At 72.1% G+C, this 14,306-nt stretch carries 17 protein-coding genes and 2 tRNA genes; 12 read left to right on the top strand and 7 right to left on the bottom strand.

All coding sequences use genetic code 11. The annotated features are described in order from the left end of the window. The first annotated feature begins 206 nt into the window (after positions 1 to 206). The 6 genes from EJK16_RS14600 (at position 207) to EJK16_RS14575 (ending at position 5,359) form a co-directional block, all read left to right on the top strand. Positions 207 to 1,106: a MetQ/NlpA family ABC transporter substrate-binding protein gene (locus EJK16_RS14600; RefSeq protein ID WP_127130570.1), complete on the top strand. Its 900-nt coding sequence runs from the start codon at positions 207 to 209 to the stop codon at positions 1,104 to 1,106. A gap of 74 nt (positions 1,107 to 1,180) precedes the next feature. Then, positions 1,181 to 2,221, top strand: coding sequence for a methionine ABC transporter ATP-binding protein (locus tag EJK16_RS14595; protein WP_127130568.1), 1,041 nt, complete (start codon positions 1,181 to 1,183; stop codon positions 2,219 to 2,221). After that, positions 2,218 to 2,880, top strand: coding sequence for a methionine ABC transporter permease (locus EJK16_RS14590; protein WP_127130566.1), 663 nt, complete (start codon positions 2,218 to 2,220; stop codon positions 2,878 to 2,880). Before EJK16_RS14595 ends, EJK16_RS14590 begins: the two co-directional genes overlap by 4 nt. Positions 2,881 to 2,980: 100 nt before the next feature. Then, on the top strand, positions 2,981 to 4,555 hold the full coding sequence (locus EJK16_RS14585; protein ID WP_205739786.1) for an aldehyde dehydrogenase family protein: 1,575 nt from the start codon (positions 2,981 to 2,983) through the stop codon (positions 4,553 to 4,555). A 119-nt stretch (positions 4,556 to 4,674) separates the two neighbouring features. Further along, the gene (locus EJK16_RS14580; protein ID WP_127130564.1) at positions 4,675 to 5,217 is read left to right on the top strand and encodes a DUF779 domain-containing protein; all 543 of its coding nucleotides are present in this window, start codon (positions 4,675 to 4,677) and stop codon (positions 5,215 to 5,217) included. Positions 5,218 to 5,283: 66 nt separating this feature from the next. Next, a tRNA-Lys gene (locus tag EJK16_RS14575) sits at positions 5,284 to 5,359 on the top strand. Between the two features lie 65 nt (positions 5,360 to 5,424). Here the strand turns inward: EJK16_RS14575 and crcB (EJK16_RS14570) are convergent. From crcB (EJK16_RS14570) to EJK16_RS14555, 4 genes are all read right to left on the bottom strand, one after another. After that, on the bottom strand, positions 5,425 to 5,799 hold the full coding sequence (crcB, locus tag EJK16_RS14570) for a fluoride efflux transporter CrcB (protein WP_127130562.1): 375 nt from the start codon (positions 5,797 to 5,799) through the stop codon (positions 5,425 to 5,427). Next, positions 5,796 to 6,149 carry a DUF190 domain-containing protein gene (locus tag EJK16_RS14565; RefSeq protein ID WP_127130896.1) on the bottom strand — a complete coding sequence of 118 codons (354 nt, stop codon included), beginning with the start codon at positions 6,147 to 6,149 and terminating at the stop codon, positions 5,796 to 5,798. Before EJK16_RS14565 ends, crcB (EJK16_RS14570) begins: the two co-directional genes overlap by 4 nt. 4 nt (positions 6,150 to 6,153) lie before the next feature. After that, positions 6,154 to 6,624 (bottom strand): fluoride efflux transporter CrcB, encoded by a 471-nt coding sequence (gene crcB / locus EJK16_RS14560; protein ID WP_127130560.1) that lies wholly within the window; start codon positions 6,622 to 6,624, stop codon positions 6,154 to 6,156. A 117-nt stretch (positions 6,625 to 6,741) separates the two neighbouring features. After that, complete coding sequence (locus tag EJK16_RS14555; protein WP_127130558.1) at positions 6,742 to 8,181, bottom strand: amino acid permease; 1,440 nt, start codon at positions 8,179 to 8,181, stop codon at positions 6,742 to 6,744. Between the two features lie 205 nt (positions 8,182 to 8,386). Between EJK16_RS14555 and bcp (EJK16_RS14550) the strand changes: the two genes are divergently transcribed. The 5 genes from bcp (EJK16_RS14550) (at position 8,387) to EJK16_RS14530 (ending at position 10,689) form a co-directional block, all read left to right on the top strand. Next, positions 8,387 to 8,863, top strand: coding sequence for a thioredoxin-dependent thiol peroxidase (gene bcp / locus EJK16_RS14550; protein WP_127130556.1), 477 nt, complete (start codon positions 8,387 to 8,389; stop codon positions 8,861 to 8,863). A gap of 29 nt (positions 8,864 to 8,892) precedes the next feature. After that, positions 8,893 to 9,369, top strand: coding sequence for a thioredoxin-dependent thiol peroxidase (gene bcp, locus EJK16_RS14545; protein ID WP_127130554.1), 477 nt, complete (start codon positions 8,893 to 8,895; stop codon positions 9,367 to 9,369). Between the two features lie 204 nt (positions 9,370 to 9,573). Beyond that, positions 9,574 to 9,658: transfer RNA gene (locus EJK16_RS14540), tRNA-Leu, on the top strand. 96 nt (positions 9,659 to 9,754) lie between these two features. Continuing rightward, positions 9,755 to 10,291, top strand: a complete 537-nt coding sequence (locus tag EJK16_RS14535; protein WP_127130552.1) for a DUF4916 domain-containing protein — start codon at positions 9,755 to 9,757, stop codon at positions 10,289 to 10,291. Further along, positions 10,291 to 10,689, top strand: coding sequence for a DUF3054 domain-containing protein (locus EJK16_RS14530; RefSeq protein WP_127130550.1), 399 nt, complete (start codon positions 10,291 to 10,293; stop codon positions 10,687 to 10,689). Before EJK16_RS14535 ends, EJK16_RS14530 begins: the two co-directional genes overlap by 1 nt. Before the next feature lie 114 nt (positions 10,690 to 10,803). Here EJK16_RS14530 and adhP read toward each other — a convergent pair whose 3' ends face one another. From adhP to rph, 3 genes are all read right to left on the bottom strand, one after another. Continuing rightward, entirely contained in the window at positions 10,804 to 11,823 is a 1,020-nt protein-coding gene (gene adhP, locus EJK16_RS14525) for an alcohol dehydrogenase AdhP (protein ID WP_127130894.1), read from the bottom strand. Between the two features lie 209 nt (positions 11,824 to 12,032). Continuing rightward, positions 12,033 to 12,662, bottom strand: a complete 630-nt coding sequence (rdgB, locus tag EJK16_RS14520) for an RdgB/HAM1 family non-canonical purine NTP pyrophosphatase (RefSeq protein WP_127130548.1) — start codon at positions 12,660 to 12,662, stop codon at positions 12,033 to 12,035. After that, positions 12,659 to 13,441 carry a ribonuclease PH gene (gene rph, locus EJK16_RS14515; protein ID WP_127130546.1) on the bottom strand — a complete coding sequence of 261 codons (783 nt, stop codon included), beginning with the start codon at positions 13,439 to 13,441 and terminating at the stop codon, positions 12,659 to 12,661. Before rph ends, rdgB begins: the two co-directional genes overlap by 4 nt. A gap of 143 nt (positions 13,442 to 13,584) precedes the next feature. Here rph and EJK16_RS14510 point away from each other — a divergent pair, with 143 nt between their 5' ends. Further along, positions 13,585 to 14,106: a MarR family winged helix-turn-helix transcriptional regulator gene (locus EJK16_RS14510; protein ID WP_127130544.1), complete on the top strand. Its 522-nt coding sequence runs from the start codon at positions 13,585 to 13,587 to the stop codon at positions 14,104 to 14,106. Positions 14,107 to 14,306: the final 200 nt, after the last annotated feature.

Below are 14,306 nucleotides of genomic sequence, written 5' to 3'. Positions count from 1 at the left end.
CCGTCCGGGGACGCGCCCCGCTCACCGGCGACCCGCGGCAACGGGATGAGAACGCCCTCTCAAATGGTGAGAAAATGCCGGAGCGGGATCGCGTCGGGCGCGGTCTCGCTGGACGCTTGTCCTGTCGGCGCTCCCCCGCGTCGCGTCTCCCCCCGGACCCGGCGGCCCTGCGCCGCCACCATCCGGCTCACGAACGAAGGACCCTCATGTCGAACCGCCTGCGTCGCGGCGCCGCCCTCGCGGCCTCCGCCGCCCTCGCTCTCACCCTCGCCGCCTGCGGCGGCTCGGACTCCGGCTCCGGAGCCGACGAGAAGGGCACCGAGGAGAACCCGGTCCGCATCGGTGTCGTGGGTTCGTCCGACCCGCAGTGGCCCATCTTCGAGAAGCTGGCCGAGGAGGACGGCATCCACGTCGACATCCAGAACTTCTCGGACTACAACCAGCCGAACCCCGCCCTGGCGGACGGTGACCTGGACCTCAACCAGTTCCAGCACATCCTCTACCTCGCGCAGTACAACAAGGCCGACAACCAGGACCTCACCCCGATCGGCGCCACCGCCGTCTACCCGCTGGGCCTGTACTCGCAGAAGCACAAGACGGTGGACGAGATCCCCGACGGCGGCGAGATCGCCATCCCGAACGACGTCACGAACCAGGCGCGGGCGCTCTTCGTGCTCCAGGACGCCGGGCTGATCAAGCTCAAGGAGGGCGTGGGCGTGGTCGCGCAGCCCAGCGACATCGACGAGGCCGCCTCGAAGGTCACCGTGACCCCGGTCGACGCCAACCAGACCGTCGTCGCGCTGGACTCGGTGGACGGCTCGATCGTCAACAACGACTTCCTCAAGGACGCCAACCTCAAGGCGAGCGACGCCCTGTTCGCCGACAGCGCCGAGAGCGAGGGCGCCCGCCCGTACATCAACGTCTGGGTGGCGCGCGCCGAGGACGCCGACAACCCGACGTACACCAAGCTCGTCGAGATCTTCCACGACAAGAGCGTGCTCGACGCCGTCCAGGAGGCCTCCGGCGGCACCGCGTCCATCGCGGACCAGCCGGCCAGCGAGCTGCAGGACATCCTCAAGGAGGTCCAGGCCAGCCTGCCCGAGTGACCACCGCGCGGGCCGGCGGCGGGGTGCCCGCCGCCGGCCTTCGTGCGTCGCCCCGACCCAGGGACAATGACTTCATGAGCGAGATCATCCGATTCGACGGCGTGCACAAGACCTTCGGCGACGGGCCGAGGGCGGTCCACGCCGTCGACGACGTGACGCTCACGATCGGCGAGGGCGAGATCTTCGGCGTGATCGGCTACTCCGGCGCCGGGAAGTCCACCCTCGTCCGGCTCATCAACGGGCTCGAGCCGGTCACCTCCGGCACCCTCGTCGTCGACGGCGCCGAGGTCTCCGCGCTGGGCGAGAAGCGGCTGCGCTCCGTGCGCGCGGACATCGGGATGATCTTCCAGCAGTTCAACCTCTTCCCCTCCAAGACGGTCGCGGAGAACGTGGCCTACCCCCTGCGGGTGGCGGGCTGGGACAAGGCCCGCCGCGACGCGCGGGTCGCGGAGCTCCTCGACTTCGTGGGCCTGCGCGACAAGGCGCAGGTGCGGCCCAACAAGCTCTCCGGCGGCCAGAAGCAGCGCGTCGGCATCGCCCGCGCGCTCGCCCGGGAGCCCAAGATCCTGCTGGCCGACGAGTCCACCTCGGCGCTCGACCCCGAGACCACGCGCGACGTCCTCGGCCTGCTCCGCCGCGTCAACGCCGAGCTGGGGCTCACCATCGTCGTCATCACCCACGAGATGGACGTCGTGAAGTACCTGTGCGAGCGCGTCGCGGTCATGGAGCGGGGGCGGGTCGTCGAGCTCGGCGCCGTCTACGACGTCTTCTCCCGCCCGCAGCAGGAGGCCACCCGCCGGTTCGTCGGTACGTCCCTGCGGGACCGGCCCAGCCCTGAGGTACTGAGCCGGCTGGCGGCGAGCCACGCCGGCCACCTCGTGACGGTCGGCATCCAGGAGGACACCGGCTCGAGCGCCCGCCTCATGCGCACGCTCGGCGAGCACCGCGTCGACGGCGCCATCGTCTACGGCGGGATCACCGAGATCGGCGAGCGCCCGTTCGGTTCCCTCACCCTGGCCCTGACCGGGGAGCGCGCCGCGATCCACCAGGCGCTGGCCGAGCTTCGGTCGTTCACCGACGTGCAGGAGTACCCCGAGCTGGAGGAGCTGCGATGAAGTTCGACTGGGCGGAGGGCTGGCCGCAGTTCCTCGAGGCGTTCGGGACGACCGTCTACATCGTCGCCATCGCGATGGGTGTGGGCGGCGTCATCGGCCTCGTGCTGGGCCTGGCGCTGTACACCACGCGGCGGGGCGGCCTGTTCGCGAACAACGCCGTGTTCACCGTGCTCAACCTGCTGGTGAACTTCATCCGCCCGATCCCCTTCGTCATCTTCCTCACCGCCGTCGGGCCGGTGACCATCCTCCTCACCGGCTCGCGCATCGGCACCGACGCCTTCATCGTGCCCGCCGCGATCATGGCGTCCTTCGCGACCTCCCGGATCGTGGAGCAGAACCTCGTGGCGCTCGACCCCGGGATGATCGAGGCGGCCCGGTCGATGGGCGCCTCGCCGATGCGCATCATCCGCACGGTCGTCATCCCCGAGGCGCTCGCGCCCCTGATCCTCGGGTACACGTTCATCTTCGTGGCGGTCGTGGACATGTCCGCCCTGGCCGGCCTCGTCGGCGGCGGCGGGCTGGGTGACTTCGCCCTGACCCAGGGGTACCAGCGGTTCGACTGGGCGGTCACGTGGATCACCGTGCTGGTCATCGTGGTGCTGGTCCAGGCCGTGCAGTTCGTCGGCAACTCCCTGGCCCGCAAGGTGCTGACCCGCTGACCCCCTGACCCCAAAGGTTGCCCTATCCGGACGCCGGATTCTCACCTAGGGTCGACGAACCGGCTCAACGAGGAGCCGGAGTCGAGAGGGAGTATCCGGCATGACCATGTACGCCGAGCCCAGCACGACCGCGACGGACGCCGCCGAGACATCCGGCACGACCTACGCCGCACCCGGCACCGACGGTGCCGTGATGAAGTACGAGAAGCGCTACGACAACTACATCGGCGGGAAGTGGGTCCCGCCCGTCAAGGGGCAGTACTTCGCCAACCCCTCCCCCGTGACCGGCGAGGACTTCTGCGAGGTGGCCCGCGGCACGGCCGAGGACATCGAGCTCGCGCTGGACGCCGCCCATGCCGCGGCCCCCGCCTGGGGCAAGACGTCGGTCGCCGAGCGGGCGCGCATCCTGAACCTCATCGCCGACCGCATCGAGGAGAACCTCGAGAAGATCGCGGTGGCCGAGACCTGGGACAACGGCAAACCCGTGCGCGAGACCCTCGCCGCGGACATCCCGCTGGCCATCGACCACTTCCGGTACTTCGCCGGGGCCATCCGCGCCCAGGAGGGCGGCCTGTCCCAGCTCGACGACAACACCGTCGCCTACCACTTCCACGAGCCACTGGGCGTGGTCGGGCAGATCATCCCGTGGAACTTCCCCATCCTCATGGCCACCTGGAAGCTCGCGCCCGCGCTGGCGGCCGGCAACGCCGTCGTCCTCAAGCCCGCCGAGCAGACGCCGGCATCGATCCTGTACCTGATGAGCCTCATCGGGGACCTCCTGCCCGACGGCGTGCTCAACGTGGTCAACGGCTTCGGCACCGAGGCAGGCAAGCCGCTCGCCTCCAGCCCCCGCATCCGCAAGATCGCGTTCACCGGGGAGACCACCACCGGCCGGCTCATCATGCAGTACGCCTCCCAGAACCTCATCCCGGTCACGCTGGAGCTCGGCGGGAAGTCCCCCAACGTGTTCTTCGAGGACGTCATGCGCGCCGACGACAGCTACCGCGACAAGGCCCTCGAGGGCTTCACCATGTTCGCCTTCAACCAGGGCGAGGTATGCACATGCCCCTCCCGGGCCCTGATCCAGGAGTCGATCTACGACGACTTCATCGACCTCGCCATCGCGCGCACCCGGGCCGTCCGGCGCGGCAACCCGCTGGACACGGCCACGATGGTCGGCGCGCAGGCCTCCTCGGACCAGTACGAGAAGATCCGCAGCTATCTCGCGATCGGCAAGGAGGAGGGCGCCGAGGTCCTCACCGGCGGCGACGTCGCTTCGGTCGACGGCCTGGACGGCGGGTTCTACATCGAGCCCACCGTGTTCCGGGGCGAGAACTCCATGCGCATCTTCCAGGAGGAGATCTTCGGGCCGGTGCTGGCGGTGACGACGTTCAAGGACTACGACGACGCCATCCGCATCGCCAACGACACCCTCTACGGGCTGGGGGCCGGTGTGTGGTCCCGGGACGGGGCCACCGCCTACCGGGCGGGGCGGGACATCCAGGCCGGGCGTGTGTGGACGAACACCTACCACCAGTACCCCGCGCACGCCGCGTTCGGCGGGTACAAGGCCTCGGGCATCGGGCGCGAGAACCACCGGATGATGCTCGACCACTACCAGCAGACCAAGAACCTGCTGGTCTCGTACGCCGAGGGTGCGCAGGGCTACTTCTAGTCCGGCCGCACCCCGCGGCGGCCGGGTCGCCCCGCGCCGCTGCCATCCCCATGATCCGGGGAGCATCCGGCAGGCATGGCCTGCTGGATGCTCCCCGGGACGACCGACGGAGGACGACGATGTCCGGGACGACGACGCAGATCGAGCCGCGCGTGGTGGCGCTGCCCGCGGCGGTCGCGCTGCTGCACCGGCTGCGCGCGCAGCACGGGCCGCTGATGATGCACCAGTCCGGCGGGTGCTGCGACGGCTCCTCGCCCATGTGCTACCCGCAGGGCGACTTCATCGTGGGCGACCGGGACGTGCTCCTGGGCCTGCTCGACGTCCGGCTCGCCGTGGGGCAGGTCGGCACCGAGGCGCCGGGCGACGCGGACGGGGTGCCGGTGTGGATCTCCGGCCCCCAGTTCGAGCTCTGGAAGCACACCCAGCTCATCCTCGACGTCGTGCCGGGGCGCGGGGCCGGCTTCAGCCTGGAGGGACCGGAGGGCGTGCGGTTCCTGACCCGGTCCCGGGTGTTCGCCGCACCCGAGGCCGCGTCGCTGGCCGCGCACGGGTTCCTCACCGGCGCGGACTGGGAGGGCGGGGCACGCCCCGCCGTGCCGACGAGACCGCAGGTCGTGGCCACGGCGGCGGACGCCTGCGCCCTCCCCCGCCCGGCGGGGTGACGCGTCCCACAGCGTCTCGATTGGAGACCGCCCTTCCCCGGCTGCTAATGTTTCTCTCTGTTGCGAGCGTCGCTAGCTCAATTGGCAGAGCAACTGACTCTTAATCAGTGGGTTCCGGGTTCAAGTCCCGGGCGACGCACCACCGAGATCCCCGTCCTGCACCGCAGGGCGGGGATTCTTGTTGTACCGGCTCACTCTGCGCCTGCGTCAGCCCCAGATCGCCCGCGCGAGCGTGAGGCCGCCCGCGGCGGCGCCCAGCCCGGCCGCGACGGACAGGGCGGCGTTGAGCAGGGCGTAGAGGTTGGCACCGTCCTCGGTGAGCCGCACCGTCTCGTACCCGAAGGTGCTGTACGTGGTCAGCGCCCCGCAGAACCCCACGCCCGCGGCGGTCAGCACGGCGGGCGAGACCCCGCCCGCGCTCGCGCCGCCGACGAGGACGCCCAGCACGAACGAGCCGACCACGTTGACCACGAGCGTGCCCCAGGGGAAGACGGAGTCGTGGCGGGCCTGGACGGCACGGTCGGTGTAGTACCGCAGCGGGGCGCCGACTGCCGCGCCGAGCACCACGAGCAGCACGGTCACGACGGGCGCCCGCCGGTGGGGCGCCCGAAGTACCGCACGACCTCGACCTCGTCGACGATCGCCAGGCCCGCCGTCACGAGCCCGTCCAGCTGGGGCAGGAACGCGCGGATGCGCTCGGCCTCGTCGACGATGACCACGCTCAACGGCAGGTCCTCGCTCAGGCTGAGGATGCGGCTCGTGTGGATGCGGTTGACCGTCCCGTACCCCTCGAGCCCGCGGAACACCGAGGCCCCGGCCAGGCCGGCCGCGTGCGCGCGGTGCACGATCTCGGAGTAGACGGGCCGGTGGTGCCAGACGTCGGACTCGCCGACGAAGACCGTCAGGCGGAGCGCCCGCGCGCCGGGTGTCATCACGTCAGATCCCCCTCTGCCGGTGGGCCCGGGTCAGGGCCCTGGTCATGACCATCCCGGCCTCCACGGCCAGGAGGGCCCCGAGCAGCGTGCCGAGCAGGTAGGCGAACGCCGTCGCCGGCGCCCCGGCGTCGACCATCCGCAAGGTGTCGACGGCGTAGGTCGAGAACGTGGTGAAGCCGCCCAGGACCCCCACGCCGACGAAGGGACGCACGAGGCGGTGCGGGCGCCCCGCCACCTCCGTCAGGACGACCATGAGCGCACCGATGAGCAGGCAGCCGAGGACGTTGGTCAGGAAGGTCGACCAGGGGAAGGACCCGGGTCCGCGCGGCAGCGCCACGGAGAGCCCGTAGCGGGCGACGGCGCCGAGGGCGCCGCCCGCGGCGATGACCAGGGGGATGTCCCGGACGCGCTCCCGGCGCCCGCGGCGCTGCGCACGGACCACCCGGACGCCGCGGCCGGCTCGCTCGGGCATGTCGGCCTCCTGTCGCGGGACCGTCGGCGGGACGAGCCGCGGCTGGGGCCGGCGGGCGGCGCCGCCGGACGCCGCCACGATAGACCACCCCCGTGACGGGGCCCGCCGCCGGTGCGCTCAGGCGTCGTCGGTGTGCACCACCTCGCCGTGCCCGAGCTTGGCGTGGCGGTAGCCGTAGAGCGCGTACACGAGCACGCCGAGGACGAACCAGCTGAGGAACCGCAGCCAGGTGAGGATGTCGAGCTCGGTGACCAGCCAGATCGAGAAGGCGATGCCGAGCAGCGGGGTGACGGGCATCCACGGGGTCCGGAAGGTCCGCGGCAGGTGCGGGGACCGGTAGCGCAGGATGATCACGGCCGCCGAGACCACGATGAACGCGAGCAGAATCCCGATGTTGGTCAGCTTGGCGGCGTCCCCGATGGGGACGAAGCCGGCGATGGCGGCGGAGACGATGCCGACGATCCACACAGGCCGGTGGGGCGAGTGCCGCGCGTTGGTCTTGGCGAACCACCCGGGGAGCAGGCCGTCGCGGCTGATCGCGAACCACACGCGCGAGGCTCCGAGCGAGAACGAGAACAGTACCGTGATGATGCCGACGATGGCGCCGACCGCGACGATCTGGGCGAAGACCGGCAGGTTCACCGCCTGGAAGACGTACGCGAACGCGGCCGTGTCGGACAGCTGCGTGTAGTGCTGCATGCCGGTCAGGACGGTTGCGGTGAGCACGTAGAGCACCATCGCGATGCTCAGGGAGAGCAGGATCGCCTTGGGCAGGTTGCGTTCGGCGTCCTTGGTCTCCTCCGCCGCCGTGCTCATCGCGTCGTACCCGAAGACCGCGAAGAACACCGTCGCGGCGCCGGTGGCGACCCCGCCGAAGCCGTAGGGCATGTACGGGTTGAGGTTCTCGCCCTTGATGAAGAACGCCCCCACGACGATCACGGCGACGACGATCGCGATCTTGACGAACACGAGGTACGTCTCGACCCGGGCGCTCGTCTTGATCCCACGGTTGAGCAGCCAGGCCACCCCCAGGCAGAGGATCACCGCGAACAGGTCGACCCGGTGGCCGCCGCCGGTGCCGGGGGCGCCGAGCATCCAGGTGGGCAGGTTCACCCCGAAGCTCTCCACGAAGAAGTCGACGTACTGGGAGACGCCGATCGCCACGACCGCGACGATGGCGGTGTACTCCAGGAGCAGGTCCCAGCCGATGAACCAGCCGACCGACTCGCCCAGCACGGCGTAGCCGTAGGTGTACGCGGAGCCGGCCCTGGGGATGAGCCCGCCGAACTCGGCGTAGGACAGCGCCGCGCACGCGCTGGCGATCCCGGCGATGATGAAGGAGAGCGAGACGGCGGGCCCGGCGTCGTGCTTGGCCACGGGCCCGGCGAGGGCGAAGATCCCGGCGCCGATGATGGCACCGAGCCCGATGGCGGTCAGCTGCCACAGCCCGATCGTCCGCTCGAACGGGTGGCCGCCGCTCTCGTCATGGATCGGCTTGCGCCGGAAGATGCCCTTCGTCGGCTGGGGGATCCCGGTGACGTCATCGTGCGCAGCCATGAGCGGACCTTCTTCACGCGAGCCAGGCAGACGGAACCCTGAGAACCGTTCCAGCCCGCGCACGCGCCTGTCAACGCCCCGGCCCGGGCCCGGCGCGCGGCCTCGGTGGGGCGGTTTTCCGGACCACCTCATGAGCGATCCGGGCCCGAGGTGCGAGGATGGGTGACAGCACGCCCGACCGCGTTCCCCGTCTCCAGGAGCTCCCGTGACCGCACTCCGGACCACCCAGACCGCCCCCGACTTCACGCTGCCCACCGCGGACGGCGGCGAGGTCTCCCTCGCCGACCTGCGTGCCCGCAGCGACAAGGGCGTCATCGTGTACTTCTACCCGAAGGCCGGCACTGCCGGATGCACCACCCAGGCCTGCGACTTCCGCGACAACCTCGCGTCCCTCCAGGGCGCCGGGTACGCCGTCGTCGGCGTCTCCGCCGATCCCGTCGAGGCACTCCGGACCTTCGCGAGCGAGGAGCACCTCACCTTCCCCCTCGCGTCCGACGCCGACCACGCCGTCGCCGACGCCTACGGCACCTGGGGACCCGTCACCTTCGGCGGGCGCACCTTCGACACCGTGCACCGCTCCACCTTCGTCGTCGACCCCGACGGCTCGCTCGTCGTCGCCCGTTACGACGTCGACCCCACCGGGCACGTCCGCGCGCTGCGCGCCGAGCTCGGCATCGACTGAACCCCGCCCCTTCGTTCCTGGAGAAGTACGTGCCTCGTCTCGCCCCCGGCGACCCCGCCCCCGACTTCACCCTTCCCACGGCCGACGGCGGCCGGATCCGTCTCGCCGAGCTCCGGCAGGCGACGGACAAGGGCGTGATCGTGTACTTCTACCCCGCCGCGGCCACGCCCGGGTGCACGAAGGAGGCGTGCGACTTCCGCGACAACCTGGCCTCGCTGCAGGCCGCCGGCTACGCCGTGGTGGGCGTGTCGCCCGACGGCCCCGACAAGCTCGCGCGCTTCGCCGAGAAGGAGTCGCTGACCTTCCCGCTCGCGTCCGACGCCGACCACGAGGTCCTCGAGGAGTACGGCGCCTGGGGCGAGAAGAAGAACTACGGGCGCACCTACGTCGGCGTCGTGCGCTCGACGGTCGTGGTGGCCCCGGACGGCGCCGTGACGCTGGCGCAGTACAACGTCAAGGCCACCGGCCACGTCGCGCGGCTGCGCAAGCTGCTGGCCGTGGACTAGAGGCGCCGACAGGTCAAGTACTAGCGCACGGTGTGAGCCGCCGAACACCAGGCATGACCGGTCATCTACGCGCACAGGGGCGTGACCGGTCATCTACTGACAGTCTCGTGACCGGTCACCTGCTGTCGTGGTCCCGGCCGGCTGCCGCCCGCCCGCGCGCCGACGTCGGGCACGACACTCCAGGCCGCGTAGGCTCGATCGCGAGCGCGAGTGGCGTAATTGGCAGCCGCGCCAGGTTTAGGTCCTGGTGCCTTCGGGCGTAGGGGTTCGAGTCCCCTCTCGCGCACCATCGTTTCACGCCCTTTCCCGGCCGAGACCGGGCCAGGCGCGCGCGTGCCCGCGGGCCGACCTCGCATCGAGCGCCCCGGCACGATAGAAACAAGGGGTGAATGACATCGCGAGCGGCGACCTCGGTCCCTGGCTCTCCCCCGAGGACCTCGACCTGGTCCGCCGCAAGGTCCCCATCCTGTACATCGACGCCCTGCCCGTCCGCGTGGACGCGCACGGGGAGCTGGAGGCGGTGGGCCTGCTGCTGCGCGCCACCGACGCCGGCACGATCTCCCGCGCGCTGGTCTCCGGGCGGGTGCTCTTCCACGAGACCATCCGGCAGGCGCTGGAGCGCCACCTCGAGAAGGACCTCGGGCCGATGGCGCTGCCGCGCCTGCCCCTGGCGCCGCAGCCCTACGCCGTCGGCGAGTACTTCCCTACCCCGGGCAGCGCGTTCTACGACGCCCGCCAGCACGCCGTCTCCCTCGCCTACATCGTCCCCGTCGTCGGCGACTGCCGGCCCAGCCACGACACCCTGGAGATGACGTGGCTCACCCCCGCCGAGGCGCTCACCCCCGAGGTCCTCGGTGACATGAGCGAGGGCCACGCCAGCCTGCTCCGCCAGGCGCTGGCCAACCTGGGGAGGCTGCGCTGATGGAGACTGACCCCGAACCCATCGCCTCCGGCCCCATCCACCCGTTCTGGTGGTTCGGCATCGACCTGGTGTGCGTGCTCGTCTTCGCGATCGTCGGCTTGACGATGCACGGCTCGCCGCTCAGCGAGCTCCTCGACACGGCGTGGCCGTTCCTCGTCGGACTGGCCGTGGCCTGGATGACGCCGGTGCGGTCCGTGCCCCTGATCCTCTGGCCCTCCGGGGTCGTGATCTGGGCGGGCACGGTGATCGTCGGCCTGGCGCTGCGCGCCCTCACCGGCGGCGGGGTCTCCGGCGCGTTCCCGCTGGTGACGGCGCTCGTGCTCGCCGTGCTGCTCATCGGCTGGCGCGTGGTCCCGGAGGTCATCGAGCGGCGACGCGAGCGGGCCGGCACGGCCTGACGCCAGGCGCGCGCGACGCAGCGGCCCGCTGCGCCCGCGCGTGCGGTGCCGGCGAACCAGGTCCGCCGGCACCCGCGCGCACCTTCCGGACCGCGGCGCAGCGCGAGCCCGGCTCTAGAGGTCCATCGCCATGACGACGCGCCCGTCGATCCGCCCGGCCGCCATCTCCGCGAAGATCTCGTTGACGTCGGCCAGCGGCCGGGTGGTGAACGTCGGGGCGACCTTGCCGCGGGCGAAGAAGTCGAGCGCCTCCTCCATGTCCTTGCGGGTGCCCACGATGGAGCCGCGGACGGTCAGGCCGAAGAGCACCGTGGTGAAGATGTCCAGCGGGAAGCTCTCCGGCGGCAGGCCGACGAGGACTACCGTGCCCCCGCGGCGCAGCGCCCCCACGGCCTGGGGGAACGCATGCGCGTTGACCGCCGTGACGAGCGCGCCGTGCACGCCGCCCGTGCGGGCCGTGATCTCGGCGGCGGGGTCGTCGGTGGTCGCCGCGTTGACGGTCACCTCGGCGCCGTGCGTGCGCGCGAGGTCCAGCTTGGCGTCCTCGACGTCGACGGCGGCCACCCGCAGCCCCATCGCGACGGCGTACTGCACGGCGATGTGCCCGAGGCCGCCGATCCCGGAGATCAGCACCCACTCGCCCGGCCTGGCATCGGTCACCTTCAGACCCTTGTAGACGGTCACGCCGGCGCACAGGATCGGCGCGGCGGCGGCGAGGTCCACGCCGTCCGGGATGCGCGGGCAGTAGCGCGAGTCGACGAGCATGTACTGGCCGAAGGAGCCGTCCACCGAGTAGCCGCTGTTCTGCTGGCTCGCGCAGAGCGTCTCCCAGCCGGTCTCGCAGTACTCGCACTCCCCGCAGGCGCTGGCGAGCCACGCGTTCCCGACCCTGTCCCCCACCCGCACGCGGGTGACGGACTCGCCGACGGCCACGACGGTGCCGGCGCCCTCGTGGCCGGGGATGAAGGCCGGCGTGGGCCTGACGGGCCAGTCACCGTGGACGGCGTGCAGGTCCGTGTGGCACACCCCGGTGTACTCGACCCGGACCAGGGCCTGGAAGGGACCTGGCTCGGGGACGGCGACGGTGTCGACGGCGAGGGGCGCACCCAGCTCGTGCACGACGGCGGCACGCATGCTGCCGCCGGCCGGGGCACCCGGGCGCTGCTCCTTGCTGGTGCTGGTCATGGGATCCACCTCTCTGACGGCGGCCCTCCTGCCGGGGCCGCCACTGGATGAGCACGGTCGGTACTCATCCAGTCCACCAAGAAGGGGGCCCGGGACGCAGGGACCATCGTCCTCTCAGGCGCGCGCCCCCGTCCCGGATGCCGCGCCGGGACCGGTCCTCACGCGGTGAGCGCGGCGACGACGTGCGGCGCAAGCGCGGCGAAGGCCTTGCCGCGGTGGCTGATCGCGTTCTTCTCGGCCGGGCTCAGCTCGGCGGCCGACCGGGTCTCACCGACCGGCCGCAGGATCGGGTCGTAGCCGAAGCCGCCGTCCCCGCGCGGCGCGGTCAGCAGCGTCCCGGGCATGGTGCCCTCCTCCACGACCTCGAGCCCCGACGGCGTGACGAGCGCGGCCGCGCACGCGAAGTGCGCCCCGCGGTGCCGCGCCGGCACGTCCGCCACCTGGGCGAGCAGCAGCTCCAGGTTGGCGCGGTCGTCCCCGTGGCGGCCGCACCACCGCGCGGAGAACACCCCCGGCGCCCCGCCGAGGACGTCGACGCACAGCCCGGAGTCGTCCGCGACGGCGGGCAGCCCGGTGGCGGCCACCAGCGCCCGGGCCTTGATCAGGGCGTTCTCGGCGAAGGTCACGCCGTCCTCGACGGGCTCCGGCGCGCCGACGTCCTTCGCCCCCAGGACGGCGCCGGCGTCCAGCCCGGGCAGCAGCGGGGCGAGGATGGCGCGGAGCTCGCCGACCTTGTGGGCGTTGTGGGTGGCGAGCAGCAGCCGGGCCCCCTCGGGCGCGGGCCTCACGGGCGACGCCCGAGGGGTTCGGCGAGGGCCTGGGCCTGGAGCTCGCGCAGCTCGGCGTTCCCGGCGACCGCCAGGTCCAGCAGCGCGTCGAGCTCCTTGCGGTTGAACGGCGCGCCCTCGGCGGTGCCCTGCACCTCGACGAACTCGCCCGAGCCGGTGACTACGACGTTCATGTCCGTCTCCGCCCGCACGTCCTCGACGTAGGGCAGGTCGAGCACGGGCCGACCGTCGATGATCCCCACCGAGATCGCCGAGACGGAGTCCGTGAGCACCGGCTTGGCGCTCGAGGACCGGATGTGGCCCTTGGCCGTGCCCCAGGCGACGGCGTCGGCGAGGGCCACGTAGGCGCCGGTGATGGCGGCGGTGCGGGTGCCGCCGTCGGCCTGGAGGACGTCGCAGTCCAGGACGATGGTGTTCTCCCCCAGCGCGGAGACGTCGATGATGGCGCGCAGCGAGCGGCCGATGAGCCGGGAGATCTCGTGCGTGCGGCCGCCGACGCGGCCCTTGATGGACTCGCGCTGGCTGCGGGTGGAGGTGGCCCGCGGCAGCATCGCGTACTCGGCGGTGACCCAGCCCTGCCCGGAGCCCTGCCGCCAGCGGGGCACGCCATCGGTGAAGGAGGCGGCACACAGCACGCGGGTGCGGCCGAACTCCACCAGCACGCTGCCCTCGGCCTCGTCGAGCCAGCCGCGGGTGATGCGCACCTCGCGGAGCTCGTCGGGGCGGCGGCCGTCGGCGCGCAGCGTGAGGTCGGTGGTTGAAGGGGTCGATGAGCTCATGCCGTCGAGGCTACCCGGACCGGGTGACACCGAGGTCGCCCGGCCTGCGGCGCCCGCCGGCACGCCGGTCCCGGCCGCCGGCACGCCGGTCCCGGCCGCCGGCGAGCCCCAGTTAGGCGCCCTGCCTATTAGGGTTTCTCGATATGCCGGAAGCCCCCTACGACGAGGAGCTGTTCGCCCTCGCCGACCAGTTCCGCACCGTCGTCCGGGACGCGGTGTTCGTCATGCGCACCCTCGACGTCGAGAGCGGCGTGACGTCCGCCCAGCTCAGCACGCTCAACATGGTCGCAGCCGGGCCGCTGCGGGTGAACGTGATCGCCCGCCGCCTGGGCATCAGGGTGCCCAGCGCCACGGAACAGATCATCCGGCTCGAGCGCGCCGGGCTGGTCCGGCGCTCCCCCGACCCGACCGACGCGCGCGCCGTGCTCGTCCGCCTGACCCCGGCGGGTGAGGAGCACCGGCGGCGGGAGAACCGCCGTCGGAGCGAGGTCGTCGCCGCCGAGCTGCGGCGGCTGCCCGACCAGGACCGCCGCGCGGTCGCCGTCGCGATCGAGACCCTGGACCGGTTCAGCGCCTCGCTCGCCGAGAACCTCACGGCCCGCAGCGCCGGGGCCACCGGCACCAGAACCACCGGCGCGCCCGTGACCGGGAACGCCGACGAATGAGCACGAGGCACGGCGTGGCCACGACCCGGCTGGGGCCGGAGCCGGGGCGGCCGCCGCCTCGGCGCCCGCGCGCCCGCGCCGCTGAGCCGACGGCGCCGCGGACGCCCGAACGGGGCCCCCGGGAAAGGGGCGCCGTCGGGTCGGCGAGGAGATGACCGCTCGCCGGGAGGGGTCGGCGAGGAGATGACCGCTCGCCGCGA

The sequence above is a fragment of the Georgenia sp. SYP-B2076 genome (genome assembly GCF_003991205.1).
Lineage (GTDB): Bacteria > Actinomycetota > Actinomycetes > Actinomycetales > Actinomycetaceae > Georgenia.
The sequence above is the reverse complement of the archived record's forward strand: the minus strand, read 5'-3'. Positions and strand labels throughout refer to the sequence as shown.